Source organism: Pseudomonas sp. PB120, from assembly GCF_009761815.1.
Taxonomy (GTDB): Bacteria; Pseudomonadota; Gammaproteobacteria; order Pseudomonadales; family Pseudomonadaceae; genus Aquipseudomonas.
Genome location: NZ_RWIN01000062.1, coordinates 1 through 23,100 on the forward strand (window position 1 = coordinate 1; position 23,100 = coordinate 23,100).

General features: G+C 61.0%; 20 protein-coding genes. 6 read left to right on the plus strand and 14 right to left on the minus strand.

Going from position 1 to position 23,100, the window contains the following annotated elements:
• Nucleotides 1-294 precede the first annotated feature (294 nt).
• Together EJA72_RS12900 and EJA72_RS12905 are read right to left on the minus strand one after the other, a co-directional pair.
• A complete protein-coding gene (locus EJA72_RS12900; protein WP_178129342.1) occupies nt 295-1,077 on the minus strand; it encodes a response regulator transcription factor in 783 nt (260 codons plus the stop codon).
• Nucleotides 1,078-1,191: 114 nt separating this feature from the next.
• Nucleotides 1,192-1,662: a prepilin peptidase gene (locus EJA72_RS12905; protein WP_157711826.1), complete on the minus strand. Its 471-nt coding sequence runs from the start codon at nt 1,660-1,662 to the stop codon at nt 1,192-1,194.
• Between the two features lie 75 nt (nt 1,663-1,737).
• Between EJA72_RS12905 and EJA72_RS12910 the strand changes: the two genes are divergently transcribed.
• Both EJA72_RS12910 and EJA72_RS12915 read left to right on the plus strand, forming a co-directional pair.
• Nucleotides 1,738-2,178, plus strand: a complete 441-nt coding sequence (locus tag EJA72_RS12910) for a TadE/TadG family type IV pilus assembly protein (protein WP_157711827.1) — start codon at nt 1,738-1,740, stop codon at nt 2,176-2,178.
• Complete coding sequence (locus tag EJA72_RS12915) at nt 2,175-4,913, plus strand: ATP-binding protein (protein ID WP_157711828.1); 2,739 nt, start codon at nt 2,175-2,177, stop codon at nt 4,911-4,913. Before EJA72_RS12910 ends, EJA72_RS12915 begins: the two co-directional genes overlap by 4 nt.
• On the opposite strand, the gene EJA72_RS12920 is transcribed toward EJA72_RS12915, so the two are convergent.
• The 5 genes from EJA72_RS12920 to EJA72_RS12940 form a co-directional block, all read right to left on the minus strand.
• Nucleotides 4,898-6,823, minus strand: a complete 1,926-nt coding sequence (locus EJA72_RS12920; RefSeq protein WP_157711829.1) for a pilus assembly protein TadG-related protein — start codon at nt 6,821-6,823, stop codon at nt 4,898-4,900. The two genes, EJA72_RS12915 and EJA72_RS12920, sit on opposite strands and share 16 nt — an antisense overlap.
• Before the next feature lie 225 nt (nt 6,824-7,048).
• Complete coding sequence (locus EJA72_RS12925) at nt 7,049-7,603, minus strand: DUF4136 domain-containing protein (RefSeq protein WP_157711830.1); 555 nt, start codon at nt 7,601-7,603, stop codon at nt 7,049-7,051.
• A gap of 54 nt (nt 7,604-7,657) precedes the next feature.
• Nucleotides 7,658-8,272, minus strand: a complete 615-nt coding sequence (locus EJA72_RS12930; RefSeq protein WP_157711831.1) for a DUF4136 domain-containing protein — start codon at nt 8,270-8,272, stop codon at nt 7,658-7,660.
• A gap of 12 nt (nt 8,273-8,284) precedes the next feature.
• Nucleotides 8,285-9,034 (minus strand): methyltransferase domain-containing protein, encoded by a 750-nt coding sequence (locus EJA72_RS12935; protein WP_157711832.1) that lies wholly within the window; start codon nt 9,032-9,034, stop codon nt 8,285-8,287.
• Nucleotides 9,034-9,336 carry a MazG-like family protein gene (locus tag EJA72_RS12940; protein WP_007951009.1) on the minus strand — a complete coding sequence of 101 codons (303 nt, stop codon included), beginning with the start codon at nt 9,334-9,336 and terminating at the stop codon, nt 9,034-9,036. Before EJA72_RS12940 ends, EJA72_RS12935 begins: the two co-directional genes overlap by 1 nt.
• A gap of 268 nt (nt 9,337-9,604) precedes the next feature.
• Between EJA72_RS12940 and EJA72_RS12945 the strand changes: the two genes are divergently transcribed.
• Entirely contained in the window at nt 9,605-9,898 is a 294-nt protein-coding gene (locus tag EJA72_RS12945; protein ID WP_157711833.1) for a hypothetical protein, read from the plus strand.
• Nucleotides 9,899-9,947: 49 nt separating this feature from the next.
• Nucleotides 9,948-11,297 (plus strand): MATE family efflux transporter, encoded by a 1,350-nt coding sequence (locus EJA72_RS12950; protein WP_157711834.1) that lies wholly within the window; start codon nt 9,948-9,950, stop codon nt 11,295-11,297.
• Here EJA72_RS12950 and EJA72_RS12955 read toward each other — a convergent pair.
• The 7 genes from EJA72_RS12955 to EJA72_RS12985 form a co-directional block, all read right to left on the minus strand.
• On the minus strand, nt 11,291-12,166 hold the full coding sequence (locus EJA72_RS12955; protein ID WP_157711835.1) for an alpha/beta hydrolase: 876 nt from the start codon (nt 12,164-12,166) through the stop codon (nt 11,291-11,293). The two genes, EJA72_RS12950 and EJA72_RS12955, sit on opposite strands and share 7 nt — an antisense overlap.
• A gap of 18 nt (nt 12,167-12,184) precedes the next feature.
• Nucleotides 12,185-12,967, minus strand: coding sequence for a DUF4123 domain-containing protein (locus EJA72_RS12960; RefSeq protein ID WP_157711836.1), 783 nt, complete (start codon nt 12,965-12,967; stop codon nt 12,185-12,187).
• Nucleotides 12,964-14,271 (minus strand): type VI secretion system Vgr family protein, encoded by a 1,308-nt coding sequence (locus tag EJA72_RS12965; protein WP_157711837.1) that lies wholly within the window; start codon nt 14,269-14,271, stop codon nt 12,964-12,966. The genes EJA72_RS12960 and EJA72_RS12965 overlap by 4 nt, the downstream gene beginning before the upstream one ends.
• Nucleotides 14,272-14,501: 230 nt before the next feature.
• Nucleotides 14,502-16,415 (minus strand): arginine decarboxylase, encoded by a 1,914-nt coding sequence (gene speA, locus EJA72_RS12970; protein ID WP_157711838.1) that lies wholly within the window; start codon nt 16,413-16,415, stop codon nt 14,502-14,504.
• A gap of 221 nt (nt 16,416-16,636) precedes the next feature.
• Complete coding sequence (locus EJA72_RS12975; RefSeq protein WP_178129343.1) at nt 16,637-17,008, minus strand: translation initiation factor Sui1; 372 nt, start codon at nt 17,006-17,008, stop codon at nt 16,637-16,639.
• A gap of 275 nt (nt 17,009-17,283) precedes the next feature.
• On the minus strand, nt 17,284-17,841 hold the full coding sequence (locus EJA72_RS12980; protein WP_157711840.1) for an NUDIX hydrolase: 558 nt from the start codon (nt 17,839-17,841) through the stop codon (nt 17,284-17,286).
• A 3-nt stretch (nt 17,842-17,844) separates the two neighbouring features.
• Nucleotides 17,845-18,912 (minus strand): DUF2333 family protein, encoded by a 1,068-nt coding sequence (locus EJA72_RS12985; protein WP_157711841.1) that lies wholly within the window; start codon nt 18,910-18,912, stop codon nt 17,845-17,847.
• A gap of 456 nt (nt 18,913-19,368) precedes the next feature.
• On the opposite strand from EJA72_RS12985, the gene gcbA reads away from it, so the two are divergent.
• On the plus strand, nt 19,369-21,039 hold the full coding sequence (gene gcbA, locus EJA72_RS12990; RefSeq protein WP_157711842.1) for a diguanylate cyclase GcbA: 1,671 nt from the start codon (nt 19,369-19,371) through the stop codon (nt 21,037-21,039).
• A 1,270-nt stretch (nt 21,040-22,309) separates the two neighbouring features.
• Nucleotides 22,310-23,038, plus strand: a complete 729-nt coding sequence (locus EJA72_RS29695) for a methyl-accepting chemotaxis protein (RefSeq protein WP_372240702.1) — start codon at nt 22,310-22,312, stop codon at nt 23,036-23,038.
• Nucleotides 23,039-23,100 lie beyond the last annotated feature (62 nt).

Consider the following 23,100-nt stretch of genomic DNA (forward strand, 5'->3'; position numbering starts at 1 on the left):
CACCCGCCCCGTCGGGAGGCTGAGTGGAGGTGTTCATCCGGGGAGTGGCGCGCAGCGCCGTTCGACGCAGTCGAACACGCTGCATGCAGGTGCAGCGAAGCCAACCGGAGGGCAGTGTCCCCGGATGGATACCGGAGCGAAGGAACGCCGAGCTTTAGCGAGGGGCCGGACGCTTGGGGCGAGCCTTTTTTTGCTTACTTTTTTTTGGCGTTTGAAAAAAAAGTGAGTCGCCGTAAGGGCGAAACCCTAAGCAGCCGTTACCGAAGAAACGGATATGTACCCTAAACAGAAAAATCAGTGCGCCGTAACGCGCTGCCGCAACCCGGAACTGCTGGGCGACAACGCCAACGCCAACTGCGTCCGGTTATGCATATGCGTCAACCGCAACACCTGCGACACATACAACTTCACCGTGTTCTCGGTAATCCCCAACTCACAGGCAATCTGATAATTGGTCTGCCCTTTCCCCACCAACCGCGCCACATCCAGCTGCCGTGGCGAGAGCTGATTGAAAATCGCCGGAATCTCCAACCGATCCCGATCACTGACCTCGCTATCAGAGGCATCCGCCGCCTGCGGCGTGCGCCGAACCTTGTCCAGGTCCTGATACAAATCATCGATCGACTCGGACAGGTACTGCAGCTTCTGATTCAAATGCCCCAGCTGCAGACTCTTTTGCTGCTCCTGCAACGCCTCTTCCTGACGCCGCATGCCGTCGAGCAATTCATCCAGATTAATCGGTTTCTGATAATAGTCGGCAAACCCGGCCCGCAACGCCTTGATCACATCCTGCTTGTCCGCGCGCCCGGTCAGCATGATCGCCTCGAAGGCCCGATGCTTTCCGGACAACCGTTGCAGCTCCTGAACCAGCTCGATGCCATCCATTCTGGGCATGTGAAAATCGCAGAGCACCAGGCCGATGCTCAGGTCTTCACTGAAACGGGCGATGGCCTGGCTGCTGGACTCGCACGGCACACAGCGATAACCGCTGCTCTCCAGAAACTCGCAAAGTTCTTCGACGATTAACGGCTGGTCATCGACCACAAGAACTTTTACAGCTGAAGTAACCTTCTTCACGTGCGACTCCCTGCAAGGCCAAAGGCTGGCCGCTCCTGTACCGCCAACCTCAGGCTGTACAACGACTGCTTTGAAAGTAGACGGACTTCCCGACTCTGTACATATGAGAGGCGACTAATGAAGCCAGGCGAGCGTCAGCAAAAAACCCGTCAACACGAAGGGGGCGAATGGCTGTTTGTTTGACGTTCCCGGGCCCAGGTATCGAAGACGATCCCTAAGCCCTTGACTCATAAAAAGCCAGACTCTTGGCGCCAGCAGCAGCCAGAGCACACTGGCAATTCCAGCGCCGATAAATGTGCCGAGCACATGCAGACCGTCCGTCGCAAGCCCCAGCGCGCCCATCAGTTTCACATCGCCCGCGCCCACGCGGCGCAACGCATAACCGGGCAAGGTAAAGGCCAGCGCCAGCAAAAAAGCCCACCCACCCTGCACCGCGTCGGCACCGAGCCACGTGGTGCCGGTCCACCCCAGATACGCCAGCGCCAGCCCGCCTGCGCCCAGGGTCAAGCCATTGGCGATGTGGCGCTCTTGGGCATCCTGCACGGCGCACAGCGTCAGCCAGATCAGAAGGATAAAACTTTGCATTCGGTAAAAAGCGTCCGTTTTGGCTGAATGATTCTATGCTGACATTACGCAGTGACAGTCAGGGTAGACGCACTCATGAAAACAAACCTCCCACGCAAACAAAAAGGCGCCGCCGCGATTGAGTTCGCCTTGGTGTTCGTCATTTTTTTTGCGGTGTTTTATGGCGTCGTGGCGTACAGCCTGCCGCTGTTGCTGGTGCAATCGTTCAACCAGTCGACCGCCGAAGCCGTGCGTCGCAGCGTGGCACTCGACACCAACACCCCCGGCTACGCCACGGAGATCCTGACCGTCGCCACCACGGAACTGACCCGGCAACTGGCCTGGATTCCCAACGCACTGAAATTCAATGTCGCCACCGACGCCAGTGCCACCTACGTCGGCGGCGTCTTGAAAGTGAGCATCAACTACCCCACCAGCAAACTGAAAGCAGTCATTCCGTTCCTGGTGCTGCCGGGCATCGGCCCGGTGCCTAATCTCCCGGCCAGTCTCACCGCCAGTTCGAGCCTGCAATTTTGAGTGCCGGGGACAAACTGTTCGGGCGCCTGCTCAACCGCCATCCGCCCGTGCCAGTGCTCGCGCCGGCGCCTTTGAGTGTGCAGAGCGTCGGCTTGCAGGTGCATCTGGATGCCGAAGGTCGGGTCACGCACCTGACTGGCCCATTGCGCCATGCACTGGCCCAGCAGATGCCCACCGCGCAGACGCCGCACCTGCATCGTCTCCTCATGCCCCACAGCCAAATGGCCGTCGAAGGCCCGCCCGCCGACTGGCAGGGGCAGACGCTGGACCTGGATTTCTACAGCCTCAACGGACATCCCCTGCACCTGCGCGGCTGGGTCCAGCCACTGGCCGATGCCTGGCTATTGCAGTTGCTGGATATTGGCGACTTGTTACTCGAACGCCGACAAGCGCGCAGCCGCGAACAGTGCCAGTTACTCGCGGCGCAGATCGGCGAACAATTGCGCCTGTGCAGCCTGTCGCGCTTGTCCGACGTCTTGCTGGAACAACTTCAAGTCCTGTCCCAGCGTTTGCAGATCCCGTGCCTGGCCGTGGCGTTGCTCGACGAGCAAGAACAGGGTTGGCAGGTTCACCAGCACTTCACCGCCTTCAATGCACCCGCGCTGTGGCACAACGGTCAGCGCCTGGGCACGGGGCTCGACAGCTTGAACGGCTGCGTGCCGCAACACGTGAGCCTTGGCGAGCATTCTCGCCTGCAAGGCACCTTCGGCAATAACGAAGGCCTTGCGGTGCCCTATCACGATGCGCAGGGTGTGGCCGCCTGGTTGCTCTGCGGTGCTTACCCGGTGCAGCAACGTGCGCCCGAACTCGGCGAGCGTGACTGGCTGCAATTCGCTGCCGCCCTCGCCGGGCCGCTGCTGGAACGCCTGCGCGAACACCGGCACCACCTGCAACTCGAACGTTTCGAATCGCTGCAAGCCTTGCTCGGTACCGGTTGGTGGGAGGTCTTCAGTGAGAGTGCCGAGGTGCAACTCGCGCCGTCGCTGGCCAGCACCCTGAACCTGGCCAACGCCCGTTTGCCGCTGCCCGACTGGCTCGATCAAGTGCACCCCGCCGACCGCGAAGAACTGCACAGCCGCCTGCAAGACCTGCAGAATGAAGGCACGCCTTTGCTGCTGTGTGTGCGCCTGGCCAACGCGCCGATCTGGTATCGCTTGCAGGGCCAGGCCCTGGGCACCGGTAAAAACCGGCGGCTGGTGGGCTTCATGCTCGACATCAGCGACATCAAAAACCAGACACAGAATGCCGCGGCAGCCCATGCCCGGCTGGACAACCTGATCGCCAGTTCCCCAGCGGTGATTTACGTGCAGCGCTATGTCGAAGGTGCGCTGCAACCGACGTTTTTCAGTGACAGCCTGCTGCCATTGCTCGGTTGGACCCTCGCCGATTGCAGCGCCGGCGCGCTGGTGGAACGGGTGCACCCGGAAGACCGTGACCGCTATTTCGAGCGCACCAAACACTTGCTGCGCGAAGGTTCGGTGCGCGCCCGCTATCGGCTGCGCGACAGCCGTGGCGATTACCACTGGTTGCTGGATGAAGCCAAGCTGTTGCGCGACGACCTTGGCCTGCCCGTGGAAGCCGTCGGCCTGTGGCTGGACGTCACCGAAGCGACCCTGGCCGCCGAGCAGGTGAAACAGAGCGAGGAACGCTATCGGATCCTGGTGGAAGACTCCCCGGCGATGATCTGCCGCTACCGCCCGGACCTGAGCCTGACCTTCGGCAATCGACCGTTGGCGACGTACCTGGAATGCTCGCCCGACGCGTTGCCGGGGGTGAACCTGGGCAGCTGGATGTCGGATGCTCAGCGCGAGGCCTTCCTCCTGCGGCTCAGCCAGTTGAGCCCCGAGCAACCGGTCAGCACCGCCGAAATAAATCTGCAATTGCCCGGTCGGGAACATGCCTGGTGGGTCTGGTCGGATCGCGGCGTGTTCGACGATCAGGGTCGTTTGCTGGAAATTCAGGCGGTGGGCCGCGACAACACCGAGGTCCGGCGCTCCCAGCAGCAACTCACCCAAAGCGCGAAAATGGCCACCCTCGGCGAGATGGCGACCGGGCTCGCGCATGAAATCAACCAGCCGCTGAACGTGATGCGCATGGCCATCGTCAATGTGCTCAAGCGCCTGGGCAATGGCGATGTGCAGGTTGACTACCTCACCGACAAACTCAACCGCATCGATGCCCAGGTTCAGCGCGCTGCACGCGTGGTCGATCACATGCGTGTGTTCGGCCGCCGCTCCGAGGTCGAGCAACATCCGTTCAATCCGGCGCACGCCATCGAAGGCACGCTGTCATTGCTAGCCGAAGGTATGCGGGGCAAAGGCGTTGAGCTGCGCGTCAGCGAGACCGGGTTTGAAGTGCAGGTGCGCGGGTACGTTGATCAGCTGGAACAGGTGTTGATCAACCTGATCGTCAACGCACGGGATGCGTTGCTGAGCAAACGCGAGGCCGATCGCGACTTCAATCCGTGGATCTCGGTACACGCCGACTGCGATAAAACAACGGTCAGGTTGTGGGTCGAGGACAACGGCGGCGGCATCGACCCCCGGCTGCTGGAACGGATTTTCGAACCGTTTTTCACCACCAAACCGGTGGGTGTCGGCACCGGGCTCGGGTTGTCGGTGAGTTACGGCATCGTCGAAAACATGGGCGGTCGGCTAAGCGTGAGCAACGCCCTCGAAGGCGCACGGTTTTGTATCGAGCTGCCGATTATCGAGGACGATCAGATCATCAAGTAGGCTTTGCCTTTTTGTCCGCAGGTCAGGTTGAAGCCTACATCGACTTTATTGACGTCGATCCCGAGGTTCTCCAGCAGGCTGTCGACAATCGGGTCGACCAAGGGCCCGATCAGGCCACCGATGGCCGAAGCCAGCAGCCCGAGGACATTCGATAAAGTCGACAATAAGGTATTGAGTAAAAAACCTAGAAGGCCGCCTAGGGTCTGCGAAGGGGGATATGAAATCAGTGAAACCCCCGTGAGCGTTGATTTCAGACTGCCGACCACACCGGACACCGAGACCGCGTGGGTGGGGTTGGGAGACACATTGATTTCATGGGGGTTGGCGAAGGTGTAGTTAGGCTCGCTGGTCCCGGCCACAGGACTGTCGATCATGATTTGGCCACCACCGCCGGCGAAAGGTACTCGAGCAGCGCAGTTACCCAAGTGACAAGTTGTTGAGCCGATATCGAACAGGGTAAGCGGTGACAGGCTCGGCGCAGCAGAGGGCGACAGCCAAGTCGTAGCATCGATCCGGCCAACTTTTAGTTGCAGTGCCGAAATGTTGGTAGTCGCAGTGAGACTCTTGTTGGTAGAGCTTACACAGCTGTAATCCGTGACATAGCTGCTACCCACTCCCGCCTCAAGCCCTATATCGAGGTTCAGCCCGTCAGGCAAGAGAACGAAATCGGTCTGAGTGCAGTTCAAAATGCAGGTAAGCGACAGAAGTGCATTGATTGAGTTGACCACGATTTGCAACAAGCCATTCACCGTCTGCAAAACAGCATTGATCAACGAAAGATCCACCGATATCAGAATCCTTACCTGCGCGGTGCGAACGTAAATTCTGTTCACGCCCAACGGGGCCACTTTTGCCAGGGCCGGATCGCCGACCACGGAAAACTGTGGCGGTTGTACCACCTTGATCCGCGTGGTCATGCCCGCCAATCCCAACACGTTCACGGGCAACACGGCGGTCACCGCGCTGTTCTTGTTCGCCAGCTGGACAAAGCCCTGGACCAGCTGGAACAACTGCACCGTGGCATCCAGCCCCGCCGCTTGCGTGCCGGTCTGTATTTGCAGCAAATCACCCAGTTTGATCGGCGAGGCGTTGGTGGCAGCCAGTTCCAGATTGCCCAATGCGGTCTTCACGGTCGCCGTGGCCCCGTTAACGGGAAGAACATTAGCGGCGGCCTGGATGAACTGGGTCACGCTGGCCTGAGTGTTGAGCAGCGTGGTGTAGTCGCCGGCGGCCACCCCCAGCTTTATCGCCAGTTGGTCCATGAACTTCAGCAGGTTGACGTCGGTTTTGACCAGGCCGTCCCAACCGCCCACCGTGAGGTTTACATTGCCGCCCAGCAGCGTCGAGAACAGCGGGTTCAGCAGGTTCGAGCGCGCCGTATCAACGCCGACCAGGGTGCTGCGAATACTCAGTTGTGCCAGGGTCGCCTTGGGCTCGGCCGCCACGGCGGTAGCACTCAGACGGGTGGTAAGGCTGACCGGTCCCTTGGACAACAACGCACCAATCCCGGCGGCAATGCTGGTGGGCACGGTGTGGGTGGCAATGACCTGGACGGCAGCCGATTTGCTGGCATCGGCAGTGAACGCACGAAGGTGATCGACGCCGGTCTGCAAGGTGCCGCAACTCACAGTCAGCGTGCTGTCGGCGTTGACGGTAAAACCGTTGCGGGCGGCACTTTGCGTGGCGTAAGTGGCAGCACTCAGGCCGGACAGGCAATTGCCGTCGCGGCTCACGGCCTCGAGTGCGGCGGTGTCCGCCACCCGCTGCAATTTGCGCTTTTCCAGATAGAGCCTGCCGGTATCGACCACCAGCAACATGAACCCCAGCACCAGCCCCAGGGTCAGCGCCGCCATCAAGCCGATCGCCCCCCGTTGCCGGGCCGGGCCACGAAACTGCATGCGGGGAGACATCGCGCACTCCTTTGCCGGCGCACTGCCAAGGTGATCTCCATGGATGAACAGCAGTGTAGACAAGGGTTGGCGAGGTTGCTGGCTACTCGATATCGCAGGCAAAAAAAATCCCCTGTAGGAGCGAGTCTGCTCGCGATGGTGTATCAGTCACACCGATGCGGCTGACACACCATCGTCGGAACACCGCCCGGAGCCAGCTCGCTCCTACAAGGGGATTTGTGGTGTTTAGTGGGGTGGGTAGTTGGCCAATATGCGCACGACGGTTTCGTGTATCGCCGTGCTGCGATCCGCCGGGTTGGTCGTGCGGCTGATCATCTGTTCGTCGCTGCCGCGCCACACCAGTTTGCCGTCCTTGCCATCGAGCAGGTCAATCTGAATGGTCGCCACCTTATAGGGGACTATGCGGGTTTCGTTGTACATCGGCGCGCCCCAGTAACCGTTCCAGGGGTTACCCCAACCACCGCCATAGTTGGTGGTCACTTGTTGCTGGCGTTCCTCGACGACCAGGTAGGTCTGCACGCTCAAATCACCCTTGCTCCCGGCGGCCGGACGCAGGCCGCGCTGGTCCAGTTGATCGGTCACTGCCTCGCGGATGCGTTGTTCGGTCAGGTCGCTCTTGATGCGAGGATCATCGGGGCGATATTGCACGGCAGGTTCTTTCCAGCTCCAGCTTCGATAGGCCGCAAAGTCGCGGCTGGCGTCGAAGTCATGGTTGACCCGGTTGGCTGCGCAGGCACTGAGCAGCACGGCCATGGTCAGTAAAGCGAAACGGCGGAACATGATATTTCTCCGGTTGAAGACATGATCCTGGGGACTGCTTCCAGACGACAGCAGTTAACTGGGAGGATACGCCGACATCGCCTTTTCCACAGCTTTGCGAATGGCATCCGCCTGTTCGCTTTGACTGCCTTTACTGGCGGTTTCGGCGCTGGAACTCCACACGGGCTGACCGCTTTGCGCATCGAACATGTCCACTCGTACCACCACGACTTGTTCCTGATACGTCCTGACGATCGGCACCGTGTTGTACATGCCGTATCCGCTGCCGTAGTGGTTGTAACCACCATAGCCGCCGCCGTAGTAACCGTAATCGTCCTGGACCTGACGCAGGCGGGTTTCCAGGCTCAACGCTGCGCTGACAAACAGGTCGGCCGGACGATTGTCATGCAGCGGGCGCAAGCCACGCTGATCGAGGGCATTGCTGACGGCTTCAGCGACCTGCGCCGAGTCCGCATACGCGGTGCCCGATGGCAAGTGCCCATCGAGCCAGGCCCAGCTGCGGTAGTGTGCATAGTCGCGCGTCGGCGCCGGGTAGGCGCTGAGATCGAGCGTGTTGGCCGCGTGAGGCGGTGCCGGTGGCAAGGGGTTCGACGTCGCCACATAAGGATTGCTGCCCTCGCAGGCGGCCAACCCCAGACAGATCATCAGTAACCCTGAACGACTCTTCATGTTGCGCTCCGATCAGACCGGCCGACAGATCCAGTGCAGGTAACGCCCAAGCCCGGCAAAGCTTGGGTGGCGACGGTGGGCCAGCTCCATTTCGAGCAAATCCACCAACTCGGCGCGGGCCTGGAATTCCACGGGCATGTAGTCGTGAAAAACCCGTACCCCGCTCTGTATTTCGACCTGCCACAGCCCCTCAAGTTGCGCCGCCAATTCCCGCGGATCAAGCGGCTGTTGCGGGGTCAGGCTCTGCTTCTCGCCGGCCATGTCGTTCTTTCGCATCTTGCGAAAGTGGCCCTTGAGCAGGTTGCGGTAGATCAGCGCGTCGCGGTTATAGAAGGCCAGGGACAACCAGCCGTCTTTCTTTGTCAGCTGATGCAGGACCGGCAGGATGGCATGGGGTTCGGCCAGCCATTCCAGCACGGCATGGCACAGCACCAGATCGTAGGGTTCGGTGAGCTGACCCAGCAAATCCTGCCACGGGGCCTGAATGAACGTCGCGGTCTGCCCGGCTTCGGCGAAGCGCTGGCGAGCGCCTTCAAGCATCGGCTCGGCCGGTTCGGCCAGCGTCACCTCATGGCCGCGCTCGGCCAGCCACAACGACATGTGGCCAAGGCCCGCGCCAATGTCGAGCACGCGCAGTGGGCGGTCTGGCAAGGTTTCGGCAAGGTCGGCTTGCAGCACGGCCAGGCGGATCGCGCCCTTGGCCCCGCCGTAGATTTTTTCGGCGAAACGGGTCGCCAACTGATCGAAATGACGATCGCTCATCAGCTGAACCTCCGTTCACTGTCCGCGAGTTTGCTGCGCACGACTTCATTCATGTCCAGCCCCAACTCGCTACACAGCAGCAGTAGATAAAGCACGATGTCGCCCACTTCCTGACCGGCATGCGCCAGTTTGTCCGCCGGCAGCTGGCGCGACTGGTCTTCGGTCAGCCACTGGAAAATCTCCACCAGCTCGGACATTTCCACGCTGGCGGCCATGGCCAGGTTTTTCGGGCTGTGAAATTGCCGCCAGTCATTGCGGTCACGGATGGCGTGCAGGCGTTCGGTCAGTTCAACTAGGTTCATCGGGCTCTCCTGAAGGCGTATAGCTTCGGGGTGTTCCACCATCAAGGCAAGGTCTATGTAGCAGCTGCCGAAGGCTGCGTTCGGCTGCGTAGCAGTCGCCTGAGTTTGAACAGGGACAGAGAATTGACGACTGCTTCGCAGCCGAACGCAGCCTTCGGCAGCTGCTACAGGAATCTTTGCGCCATAATCAAACGATCCCGACGTCAGGGAACTCGCCACAGCGATCAATGGCCCAAGGCTCAATCACTTACATCAGGACGTTAACGACATGCAGGTAGAAAGTTTTTTCGAATGGCTCGGCCAGGCGCTCGGCTCGGTCATCCGCTTTATCGTTGACGGCCTTAGCGGCCTGTTCAATCTGTTGAGCCATGCCGGCGGCAATTTTGTAGAAGGGTTGTCCCGGGCGCTGGGGATGGACACGTCGATCATCAGCATTGTCGCGCTGATCATCGGTTTGATGCTGTTGTGGTCGGCGATCCGGGCGTTCATGAATGCGTCGGTCATCATGGGGATCATCTGGTTACTGCTGGGGTTGTGGTTGCTGAGCTGGATCATCCACTAGCCGGATTTCGCACACCTGCCGCTACAATGCCGCTCCCCAAGGAGCTCGCATGTCCAACCTGATCGCCGACTGGCGCGACCGCCCTACCCATCGCCGGGTCTGGGCGCTGGCTGCGCCCATGATTCTTTCGAATATTTCCGTGCCGCTGGTGGCGCTGGTCGACAGCACCGTCATCGGCCACTTGCCCCACGCCCATCAATTGGGGGCCGTCGCGGTCGGGGCGAGCCTGTATACCTTTCTCGCCTGGGGCATGGGTTTCCTGCGCATGGGCACGACCGGTTTCGCCGCCCAGGCTACCGGGCGAGGCGATGGCGCGGCGTTGCGGCAGATTCTGTTGCAGGGCCTGTTGCTGGCCATGGGACTGGCGGTGTTGTTGGGTGCGCTGGGTGTGCCGCTAAGCGGCGTCGCGCTGCACTTCATGCAACCCTCGCCCGAACTGGATCAACTGACCCGCGAATTTTTCCACACCCGCTTGTTCGGTCTTCCGGCGGCGCTGGCCAGTTATGCGCTGGTCGGCTGGTTCCTCGGCACGCAGAACGCCCGGGCGCCGCTGGCGATTCTGTTGGGCACCAACCTGGTCAATATTGCCCTCAACCTGTGGTTTGTCCTCGGGCTGGAATGGGGCGTGGTCGGTGCGGCCCGCGCTTCGGTGATCGCCGAATGGACCGGCGCGCTGATCGGCCTGCTGCTGACCCGCAAAGCGCTGCGCGCCTACCCCGGCCACATCGCCTGGGCCGCGCTGGCCGTGTGGCAGAGCTGGCGCCCGTTGCTGGCGGTCAACCGCGACATTTTCATTCGCAGCCTGGCGCTGCAATCGGTGTTTTTCCTGATCACCGTGCAGGGCGCGCGGTTGGGCGATGCCACCGTCGCCGCCAATGCGCTGCTGCTCAACGGTTTGCTGCTGACCGCCCACGCGCTGGATGGTTTGGCTCACGCGGTGGAAGCCCTGTGCGGGCATGCCATCGGCGCCCGGGATCGCAAGGCCCTGCGCCGCTCGCTGGTGGTCGCCTGCGGCTGGTCGTTGCTGGCGAGCGTCGGCTTTGCGGCGTTGTTCCTGTTCGCCGGGCATCTGTTCATCGAGATGCAGACCGACATTCAAAGCGTGCGCGACACGGCCTTCATCTACCTGCCTTACCTCGCCGCGCTGCCCTTGATTGCGGTCTGGAGTTACCTGCTCGACGGGTTGTTCATCGGCGCCACCCGCGCTCGGGAAATGCGCAATGGCATGTTGCTGACGGTGGCGCTGTTGCTGCCGTTCGCCTGGGCGCTGCAAGGCCTGGGCAACCATGGGCTGTGGATAACGTTCCTGCTGTTCATGTTGTTGCGCAGCCTGACCCTCGGCGCGATTGCCTGGTTTTTGCGCAAAAACGACGGCTGGTTCGCCGGCTTGGGTCACTGAGACGGCGTGGCGTTGACGAACGACGTCACCTCGTCGAGCACCGGCGCCAGGCTGCGCAGGGGGCGGGACAGCGTCGCCACCAGCGTGGCGTGATTGGTGCGGGAGAAATAGAAGTCCTGAACCGGCACGCCGGCTTCGCGCAATTTCAGCGCCAGGCCGCCGGTGTTGCGTGTCGGGTTGACCACGTCATCGTCGCTGGCCGCCATCAGCAAGGCCGGCGGTGCACCGCGACTGACGTGATTGATCGGCTGGGACTGGGGCGGCGAATCCGGCCAGAAAAATACCGGGCGTACGTCGGGATTTTTGATCGGCAAAAAATCATACGGGCCAGCCAGGCCGATCCAGCCACTGAGGTTACGCGGCGACAAGCCCACCGCTTTGAGCAAGCCTGGGTCCAGCGCCAGCATCGCGACATTGTAAGCGCCGGAACTGTGCCCCATCAGGTACAGCCGTTGCGGGTTTCCGGAAAACTCCCGGATGTGTTCGTGCGTCCAGGCCACGGCGTTGGCGCCATCTTCGAGAAACAGCGGGTAACGCACCTGCGGGTACAACCGATAGTCCGCCAGCACCGCGACGATCCCCCGTGACGCCAGTGCCTCGCCGACAAAGTTGTAGTCCTCGCGTGAACCGCTGTTCCAGCTGCCACCGTAGAAAAACACCACCACCGGGCTGTTTTGCATCGGATGGCGCGGTACATACACATCGAGTTTTTGCCGCGGGTCACTGCCATAGGCAATGCCCTCCGTCTTGTCGAACGTCCCGTCGGGTGTCAGGGCATTGAGCATTTTCAAGGGCGAGCACGCGGTCATCGCCAGCAGCACAACCCCGCCGATGGCCCATTTGAACAGTCGTCGGACGTTGCGTGCCATCAAGGTAAAACCTCGCGTTCAGGGTTGGTTGTTTTGCCACAGGTAACGCAAGGTATCGAGTCGCTCTTGCTGGGTCAGCCCTGACAATGCCCGGGCAGGCACCGCGTCGGGGTACTGCAAGCGTAGCCATAGCCAGCCATCCAGCACCGGTCGTTCGCTAAAGCCAAGCGCCAGGCCTTCTTGAAGGTGGGACCACAGGCGGTTGTATTCGGTCCCGGTGGATTGGCTCCATTGCCAGGCATGATGCTCCAGCAAGCAGGTTTGCAGTTTGTCCCGCTGAAACGGACTGAGTTCTTCTTCGTCCGTCAGCGGGCCGACGGCAAGCTTGGGGTTTGTCAGCTGCTGCCAGCCCTGGCTGCCGATCGCACGGTCGGGCCAGGTGCCGCCAAACCAGTGCAGCCGGCTGATCGGCCCCAGCCAGCGAGTCAGTTCCCGGGCATCGCTGGCGTCGAAAAAATAGCTGGCCGTCTGCGGGTTGTAATAGTTCAGCAAGGCCCGGTGATGCACGCCGACCGTCACCGTGAGCATGCGGCGCAGATGCGCCAGCAATTGTGAGGTGGACGCCTCGCTGAACAGCAGCAATCCGCGCCAGGTATCAGGTTCACTGTGGCAGGGCTCGACCAGTGGCGGGCAGGTGCGCAGATCGATCAGCGCCGGCCCGTGTTCGCGCAGCACCTGCCATTCCGTGTCGTCGAACAGCCAGAAACGGCGAACCTGTGGGAACGCCTGTTGCAGTGTTGTGCCGGCGTTTGGCGCACCCGGCAGATCCAGCAGCAACCATTGCGGGCTGGCGGCGATCATGCCGCACCGCTCTGACTGAGCCGCGTCGCCACCCGACAGGTGCAAACGGCCTGGGCGCAATGACTGAAACTGCCGCCACCAGGCAGCAGGCACAGCAGCGTCAAGGGCTCGCCCGATCGCAGCAGCCCCAGCAGGCCGTCGACGGATGGGCAATCCGCTGCTCGCTGCGGCAAGTGCGCTACTCCGGCAGGCGCTGGAACGTGAAGAAAACCGGTAATTAACGGTTGATCCGGATCACCGTCGACAAAGCTCACCACCACCTCGGTACCTTCACTCAGTTGCGAAACGTTTGCTGCACCCAGCTCCGCGGCCAGTGGCAGCCAGCAATGACTGGGCGTGGCACCGTCACCCTGATAGAGCCAGTCAAATTGCACGGCAACCGGCCTCGACGGATCGGGCTGAGCCTCATCGACGTCCACCACCCAGGCTCGTTGCAAGCCATGCATCCTGGGCTTTCGCGCAGACTGGGAAAAGACCACTGGAGAGGCGTGCTGAATGCCGCGGAACCGGTTGCTGTATTCCCCTTCCGCGCCCTCGTGCTCGACATGTGTCAGCAGCCAGCGACGATTGCACTCGGCGGCCGGGTGCCCGGACAGGGGCATATATTGACCGCTGCGCAACATCGGCAGGTCCGAGCAGCCCTCGGCATACAGCGCAGTGGCAGGAGCCGACAGCAACTCGAACTGCCGCACCGCCGGATGCTCACGCTCCACATCGAAAACGGCGTTTTCACCCGCTTGAAAATGCGCCTGACCATCGCCGAATACCAGGCAGTGCCCACGCGCGTCATGCTCGAAGTGGTAATGAAGCCGGTGATCGGCACACAGCCGCTGGAGAAAATGCAAATCCGATTCCCGATACTGCGTGCAGAAATCCCGGGGCGGGTAATCGCCACTCAGCTCGAAGCGGCGGTGCCGGCCGACAATGCCGTGTTCAACGAGCATCTGATTCAGAATATCGGGCACCGAGCGCGCGCTGAACATGCGCTGACTGAAGCGCTGCCCCAGGCACGTCAGCTTCGGCCCAAGCCGCGCACGACAGAGTCGGGCACCGGCGCCATGCTCGCGCAGCACCAGTTCATGCAAGACGCCGTGAATGCCGTTGTCTGCCGGCCCGAATCGCAAAAAAGCCGGTCGGTACAGCAGGCTCGCAAGGTCGAGCACCGGGTCATCGATCAGCAAATCGACGTCGAACACACACGGCTCGCTGATCGCTTCTCTACCGGTAAAGGCCAAGACTTCAAAGGTGTCGGGCTGACCTGCTACATCCAGACGAAATGCGGGTTCGTTGACTGAATCGAACATGAGCGATTCTCTACAGGAGGGGCGGCCGGGGATTCTCGCTGAGAGACATGGCCGAGTAGAGTGCCGAAGTACAACTTAGGAAATGGCCTACGAGAAAAGAAGACCATCTGGCTTTGATAGCCGGGAACGTAGGGTATTTCGCTTGAAAAAAGAGACTCGTCCTACCAGGTCATCTGAAACTTCCACAGTGCGCGGAACATTTTCAGACAACCTGATGAGAACGACTGACCTCAAGACGACAGGTAAGAAGAGCGCGTCAGCCCCAGGCGCAAGGCGTCGAGGAACTGGGTGCGCTCGGCAGCGGTGATGCGCGCACTGGCGCACTTGTCGCGGTAGTGAGTCATCAACTCTTCCGGTGACAAGTGCACGTAGCGCAGCATGTCTTCGATGGTGTCGTGGGTCTCGATACCGGCGTGGTACACGCTGCCATCGGCGTTCTGGTAGATGTTCACCGAGTCGGTGTCACCGAACAGGTTGTGCATGTCGCCGAGAATTTCCTGGTAGGCGCCGACCAGGAAGATCCCCAACAGGTAGTCTTCGCCTTCATTCAACCCGTGAACCGGCAGGCTGGTCTCGATGCTCTGCTCGTCGACGTATTGCTTGATCTTGCCGTCGGAGTCGCAGGTCAGGTCTTGCAGTACCGCACGGCGCATCGGCTCTTCGTCGAGACGGTGCAGCGGCAGGATCGGCAACACCTGGCCGATGGCCCAGGTGTCCGGCAGACTCTGGAACACCGAAAAGTTGCAGATGTACTTGTCGGCGAGCTTGTCGTTGAGTTCGTCGAGCACCTGACGGTGCGAACGCTGACGGGCTTTCAACGAGTTGTGCAGGCGACGGCACACGGCGAAGTAGCATTGCTCGGCCAGGGCTTTTTCGGCCAGGGTCAGCTTGCCATCGGCGTACTGGGTCGCGACATCGCTCATGTAGTGCGTGGCGCGCCAGTAGGTTTCGGTGACCATCTCGATGTCGGTCGGACCGAGCAGGTCAACCAGCCACTGCACGGTTTCCGGCAGCGCTTCCTTGTTGTCGATCTGCGGCACGTCGTCGTTGTGTTTTTCGACGTCGGTGACCTGCACTACCAGCATGGCGTGGTGGGCGGTCAGGGAACGGCCGCTCTCGGAGAAGATGTTCGGGTGCGGCAGGCTCTGCGCATCGCAGAATTCCTTGAGCATCCCGACCACGACACCGGCGTAGTCATCCATGTCGTAGTTGATCGAACTGGCGTTGCGCGAGTGGGTACCGTCGTAGTCCACGCCCAGGCCGCCGCCGACGTCGATGTGGTCCACCGGCAGGCCGAGGTTGCGCAGTTCGCCGTAGTAACGAATCGCTTCCTTGAAGCCGTGCTGGTAGTCCGCCAGGTTGGCGATCTGCGAACCCATGTGAAAGTGCAGCAGGCGAATGCCCTGATCCAGGCCGGCGCCGCGGAAACGCTCGACCACCGACAGCAGTTGCGCCGCCGACAGGCCGAACTTGGATTTCTCGCCACCGGTGTCCGCCCACTTCGACGATGCCAGGGACGACAGGCGCACACGCAGGCCGACTTGTGGCTTGACCTTCAACGAGGCGGCTTCTTCGATCACCAGCGCCACTTCGGATTCTTTCTCGATCACGATGAACACGTTGTGGCCCAGCTTCTGGCCCATCAGCGCCAGACGGATGAACTCACGGTCCTTGTAACCGTTGCACACGATGGTGCCGCCCTTCGGTGCCAGGGCCAGCACGGCCAGCAGCTCTGGCTTGGAGCCCGCTTCCAGACCGATGGAAACGTTCTGGGTGGCGATGATGTTCTCGATCACCGCTTCTTGCTGGTTGACCTTGATCGGGTACAGCGCGGTGTATTTGCTCTGGTATTCCAGGCGTTCGATGTTGGCATCGAAGGCGCCGGTCAGCTGACGCACGCGGTCTTGCAGGATATCCGGGAAACGAACCAGCAACGGCAAGGACAGGCCGCTTTTGCGCAGCTGGTCGACTTGCTCGAACAGGTCGATAGGCGAACTGGTCGGACCGTTCGGACGAACTTCGACGCGACCGGCGTCATTGATCGCGAAATATCCGGCCCCCCAATGGCGAATCCCGTAAACACTGCGGCTGTCCGCAACTGTCCATTGGCTGCCATCGTCTTTGCGTGTGCGTCTTACGGACATTGAAGTCCCCTATAAAGAAGTCATAGAGCGTCGCCTGGGTTCAGGCCGGCGCAGTCTAAAGTATGAAAATGACGATTAGCCTGCATGCAAGGGGCATAGACCTCACATCCAGCGCTGAGTTTAGAACCGATCAGAACAGGCTCTGTGAAAACCATGTGGACGGCGCCAGGCCTGAAGGTGATCAGGACCGGTCAAGCCGAGGGTGGTTTTCACAGAGGCTGCTAGCCGCCGGACTTCTTCGCTTTGAAACCGTGTTTGACCAGTTCGGCCAAGAGCAGCTCGACGTGATCGCCCTGGATTTCGATGATCCCGTCTTTCAGCGCCCCACCCGTGCCGCAACGTTTCTTCAACGCAGTGGCCAGGTCCTTGAGCGCGTCTTCGGCCAACGGCACACCGGTGATGGTGGTCACCGTCTTGCCGCCACGGCCCTTGCTTTCGCGACGCACGCGAGCAATGCCGTCGCCGGCCGGGATAACGGTCTGTTTGCAGATACAGGCGTCCACCGGTTTGCTGCAATCCGGGCAATGACGACCTGCGTCGGTGGAAAATACCAGGCCACCAAGGGCGGCGAAGGATGCGGCTTTTTTGGCCACCGGCAATCCTCTTGGGAGGACAAAGACTGGTCGCGGCAACCTGGGCAGGTGCCATCGACCGCGAAGCCCCACTCAGGCAGGGGCAGCGCTACTGAAACGGTACAACATTCATTTCACTGTAGGAGCGAGCTTGCTCGCGATGGACGTCAACGAAAACGCGCGGCATCAGACAGCACGTGTCGCCCATGCATCCTTCGCGAGCAGGCTCGCTCCTACAAAAGGTCGCGCAGTGTAACGGCAAAAAGCCGACTTGCTAAGAGCCAATCGGCGCCAATTTATGCCTCTTTTGCGACGTCATCCCCGCGTGCGCGCAGATAGCGCTTCAACGCGGCCAGAGAGTCCGGGCAATAAGGCTTTTGCTGGATTTCCAGCATGACCTGATCGATCGGAATAAAGCGCGCTTCGAGCACTTCCTCCGGTTGCAGGATCAACGGACCGTCCCACACCGCCGAAAACGCCGAGCACCACAGGCGATTGCCGGTGTCCTCGAAGAAAAAATGATCATGGGCGACCAGCTCCACGCCACCCACACCCAATTCTTCTTCCAGCTCGCGGGCCGCCGATTCGGCGTAGGTCTCGGTGGCGAGCACCATGCCGCCCGCTGCCACATCCCAGTAGCCGGGGTAAATGGCTTTACTCAGCGTGCGCCGATGCACACACAACTCACCCGCCGAATTGAACAGCATGATGTAGGTGCCACGCCCGATCAGCCCGCGTTCGCGCAGGTCGGAACGGACCAGAGCGCCGAGCAGGTGGTCCTGCTCGTCGACCCAGGCAATCTGTTCAGCATCCGAGGCCGCGCGGTGGGCGGCCTCTTTGGAACTGTCGACCATGACTCAGCCCTGATTGAGCAGTTGACGCAAATCGATCACTGCGGCGTTGGCCCGGGAAATGTAGTTGGCCATGACCAGCGAGTGGTTGGCCAGCACGCCGAAGCCGCTGCCATTGAGGATCATCGGGCTCCAGACCGGCTCTTGCGAGGCTTCCAGTTCACGAATGATCTGACGCACGCTGACGGTGGCGTTCTTCTTCGCCAGCACATCGGCGAAATCGACTTCGATGGCGCGCAACAGATGAGACAACGCCCAGGCCTGACCGCGGGCTTCGTAGAACACGTTGTCAATTTGCATCCACGGTGTCTCGACGATTTCTTCGTCGACCTGCGGCACCTGGCCCGGCACCACGACTTCGGTTTTCAGCGCCGTGTTGAGCTTGACCCGGCCGACACTGGCCGACAGCCGCTGCGACAACGACCCTAAACGGGTGCCGACATCGCCCAACCAGTTGTTCAGGTTGTCGGCGCGGGCATAGAACAGCGCGTTTTTCTGCGTCGGGTCAGACAGGCGAGCCTGATAGCGGCTCAACGAATTGATGCCTTCCTGATACTCGGACTCACTGGAGGGCAGCACCCAGCTCTTGTTGTCGAAGTTGAAACGCGGCTCGGCCTTCGCCAGATCAGCGTCTTCGGCCGATTGCGATTGCGAGCGGGCGAAATCCTTGCGCATGGCGCGCGTCAGGTCGCGGACCTGGACCAGCACGCCATATTCCCAGCTCGGCGTGTTATCCATCCACAGTCCCGGCGGGAAGCGGTCGTTAGAAATGTAGCCGCCCGGCTTGTTCAACAACGTACCGGCCACGGTCTTGAGGGTTTCGACCGTGGTGTAGCCGATCACCATCTGCTTGCCTTCTTTCTCGGCCGCCAGCTGAGCGGTTTGCTGAACCGGGAACAACGCAGGCTCCTGGCTCCAATACCAGCCCAAGGCGATCGTCACCAACAAATACAAACCAATCAACGTCGCCAGCGCCCGGCTGAACAAAACGCCCCCTATATAAGAGCGCGCTGCCGATTTCGGCTCAGCGGCACGTTCAGGCGCGCTGCCCGCGCGGTTCTTCCAGTCCAGCATGGCGATATCCTTTCAATCACTTGAGTTCATCGGTTCGACCACAACCATACAACAACGTGCCTTTGACCGGCACCCGCCACGGGGCTTATCCCAAAAATTAACGGAGGGTGCTCGTCGAAACGCAGGCTCATGATTCACAAAAAGCGTCTAAGGGATTCCCTGATACCTGACAGAGGCCTGCCACGCCCAAATCACGCGGATAAAAAACCGCAAACGCGCGACAGATGAGGCTTTTCGGGCACAAGAAAGTTGCATTGGCAGGGACAGGAAAATCCCTGACCCCCCCGCCCTGCGGGCTGTTACCCACCAGCGCCAGGCAATACCAGACCAACCAGTCAGAAACTGAATGAGGCCGCAACGCAGATTATTAACGTACGACACTCATGTAATCGAAAAGAGGTGCTAGCATAGAGCCACCAGTCGATCTCAGCATGCACCCTAACTAGTAGTCAGGATATGACCGAGCCAGAAGACCCCAGCCGTGAGCGCCTCAAGCACCACTTTGCCCAGCGGGTAATTCATCAGGCACGTCAAATTCTTGAGATATGGCAGCGCCTGCAACGCAGCGAGTGGACGACAACCGATCTGTCGGAACTGAGCGAGGCCAACCTGCGCCTGCTGCGTTTTGCCGAGCGTTTCGAACAACCGGAACATACGCAACTGGCACGCCACATCGGCCTGTCGCTGGAAGCGGTCGACGCCAATCGCGGACGCCTGAGCAGCGGCCTCATCACCGACCTCAATCGTTTGATGCAGCGCCTGTCACGCACCGGCCTGCGCCATGGCGATCAGTACGATCAGACGTTCCTGCCGCCATTGCGCAAGCCGATCTACGTGATGCTGCAGGATCACGACCGTGCCGAACGCCTGGCCAAACAGCTTGAGTTCTTCGGGCTCAGCGCCCAATCGCTGGACAGCGCGGCGGCGTTTCGTTCGTCGATGGTTGAGCGTTTACCGGCCGCCATCGTCATGGACGTGGACTTCAGCGGTCCGGGCATCGGCCTGAAACTGGCCGCCGAAGCCCAGGTCGGCCTGGATGAGCCGCTGCCCCTGCTGTTTTTCAGCCTGCTCGAAACCGACACACCCACCCGACTCGCCGCCGTGCGGGCCGGTGGCCAGGAATTTCTCACCGGCACCCTTGAAGCCTCGAGCCTGCTGGAGAAGATCGAAGTCCTGACCTGTGTCGCGCAGTACGAACCTTATAAAGTGCTAATCATCGATGATTCCCGTGCCCAGGCCTTGCACACCGAGCGCCTGCTCAACAGCGCCGGGATCGTCACGCGGACTTTGATTGAGCCGATTCAGGCGATGGCCGAACTGGCGGACTTCCAGCCCGACCTGATCATTCTCGACATGTACATGCCGACTTGCACCGGCACCGAACTGGCCAAGGTGATCCGCCACAACGACCGCTATGTCAGCGTGCCGATCATTTACCTGTCGGCCGAAGACGACCTGGACAAGCAGCTCGACGCCATGAGCGAAGGCGGCGACGACTTCCTGACCAAGCCGATCAAACCCCGGCACCTGATCACCACCGTGCGCAACCGCGCTGCGCGGGCGCGCAACCTGAAAGCGCGGATGGTCCGTGACAGCCTCACCGGGTTGTACAACCACACGCATATTCTGCAATTGCTCGAAGATTGTTCATTCCGCGCCCGCCGCGAAAACAAGCCGCTGAGCTTTGCGATGCTCGACATCGACCACTTCAAACGGGTCAATGACAGCCACGGCCACCCGATGGGCGACCGCGTCATCAAGAGCCTGGCGCTGTTTCTCAAGCAACGTCTGCGCAAGACCGACTTCATCGGACGTTACGGTGGCGAAGAGTTTGCGATTGTCATGCCGGACACCGACATCGAAGCGGCCTACAACGTCCTCGATGAAATCCGACAGCGCTTTGCTGAAATTCATTACCCCGCGCAACCCCAGGACCTGTGGTGCACGTTCAGCGCCGGGGTGGTCGAGCTGTGTGAGGATTCCGACGGCCTGATGATGGCCAGCCAGGCGGACGAGGCTCTATATCGCGCCAAGCACGCCGGTCGCAATCGCGTCCAGGCCGCGCGAACGTCAAAGCAAAGTGCCACTTTTTCATCGGAAATGCCCCCTTCAGTCATAACTCTGTAACAGAAACGCAATAACTTCAGGCACTTACCATTCTGCCGTTGGTAGTCCCGCGATGCGCCTGAAGTTGCTGACCAATCTCAACACCCTGCTTTTAGTCGCCGTGTGCCTGGCACTCGGTGCGACACTCTGGTGGTCGCAAAAAGCCCTCGAACGCCCGTATCTATTGATGGAGCGTTACCTGGGCCTGTCCCAGCAATTTCAGAATGAAGTGGCGCGCAACGTCGAGGATTACCTGTCCAGCGGCGATGCCCTGCGCCTGAGCAGCGCCAGCCAGGCAGTCGACAACCTGCAAAAGGAACTCGGCGAGCTGCCGCCGGCCCTGGCCGAGACTTTGCGCCCCAGCCTGTCGAACCTGAATGAATTCAGCAAAACCGATCTTCTGGCCGCCGGCAAACTCGCGGGCGACCCGCAAGCGCTGCTGCTGCAAGCCGAGCGCGAACTCGGCGCGAGCCTCGATCAGCTCAGCCTCTACGCCAACGGTAATGCGGCATACCTGACGCCATTACTCGCCGCTGCTCAACATCTGGGCAAACTGTCGCTGGCCCGGGACAAACTGGTCAGCAGCGGTCGCAGCGAACTGGCTGCCGATGTCGAGCGTGAAGTCACCAACATCCGTGCTCAAGCCGAACTGCTGAACGCCTTGCCACTCTTGGGCGTGACGAGCACAACCGAGTCGGGCACCGACGATTTCGCGGCGTTGATGGGCCTGGAAAACACCGAAAAAGCCGTGGCTGAAGATGCCGGCGTCGGGCTCAAGCGCGACCTTAACAGCCTGCTGACCCGCTACCCCTCGGAACTGGCGCGCACCCGCGAGCAGATCCAGAAACGTACCGATCTCAGCGCCGCGACCCACCTGAAAATCGCCGCCGTGCAGCAAGCCATCGCCGGGCTGGAACCCGTCGTTCGCGCCCAGCACGGACAAATCCAGAGCGAAGTGCGGCTGATGCAAGGGGTGATGATCGGCCTGATCCTGTTGATCGCCTTGCTCATCGACACCTTACAACGCCGCCTGGCCCGAACCCTGACCAACCTCGCGCCCGCCCTTTCGACCTGGGCCGAGGGCGACTTCAGTCGCGACATTGAGCTGGGCAAGACCAACCGCGAACTGCACGACATTCAAGCGTCGCTCAACCGCTTGCGGGCGTATCTGGTTGATCTTGTGGGCACCATTCGTCTCAACGCCGAACAGGTCGCCGGCAGCAGTCGGACCCTGGCCGAGCTGAGCAATGACCTGCACAGTGGCGCCGAGCATCAGGCCGGCGACACCGCCATGATCCGCGACTCCCTCGGCGAGCTGGAAGCGACCATCCAGCAAGTGGCCGGCGATGCCAGCCAGGCGGCCGCCGCCAGTCGCCATGCCGGCCTGGCGGTGGAACACGGTCAGAAAGTGATCGGTCTCAGCCTCACCGGGCTGCATGCGCTGGTGGATGAAGTGCAAGGCAACGCGCAGATGATCGAACACCTGGCCGAGGAGTCCGCGACCATCGGCGGCGTGTTGACGGTGATCCGCTCGATTGCCGACCAGACCAACCTGCTGGCCCTGAACGCCGCCATCGAAGCCGCCCGTGCGGGCGAAATGGGCCGGGGGTTCGCGGTGGTGGCCGAGGAAGTTCGCTCATTGGCCCAACGCACCGCGGGCGCCACGGCAGAGATCCAGACCCTGATCGCCGGCCTGCAAACTGCCGCGCGGCAATCGGTGGAAGGCATGCGCGCCCAGGTCGAACATGCTGAAGCAACCGCAAACCAGGCCCAGGACGCCGATGGAGCGCTGGATAAAATCGTCGGGGCGATCCAGACCATTTCCGACACCGCCGTGCGCATCGCCGATGTTACCGCCCAGCAGAGCGGCGCTGTCAGCGAGATCCGCGATCACAGTGAGCGCATTCACCAATTGGGTGGGGATAACTTGCTGAGGATTGGCGAGGGGCGTGAGCAAGGCGAGAATTTGCTGGTGCTGGGCGGACGACTGCACACCGCCGTTCAGGCCTTCCGCGTCTGACAGACCGCCATCGCGAGCAGGCTCGCTCCCACAAGGATCGCGCACAATCCTGTGGGAGCGAG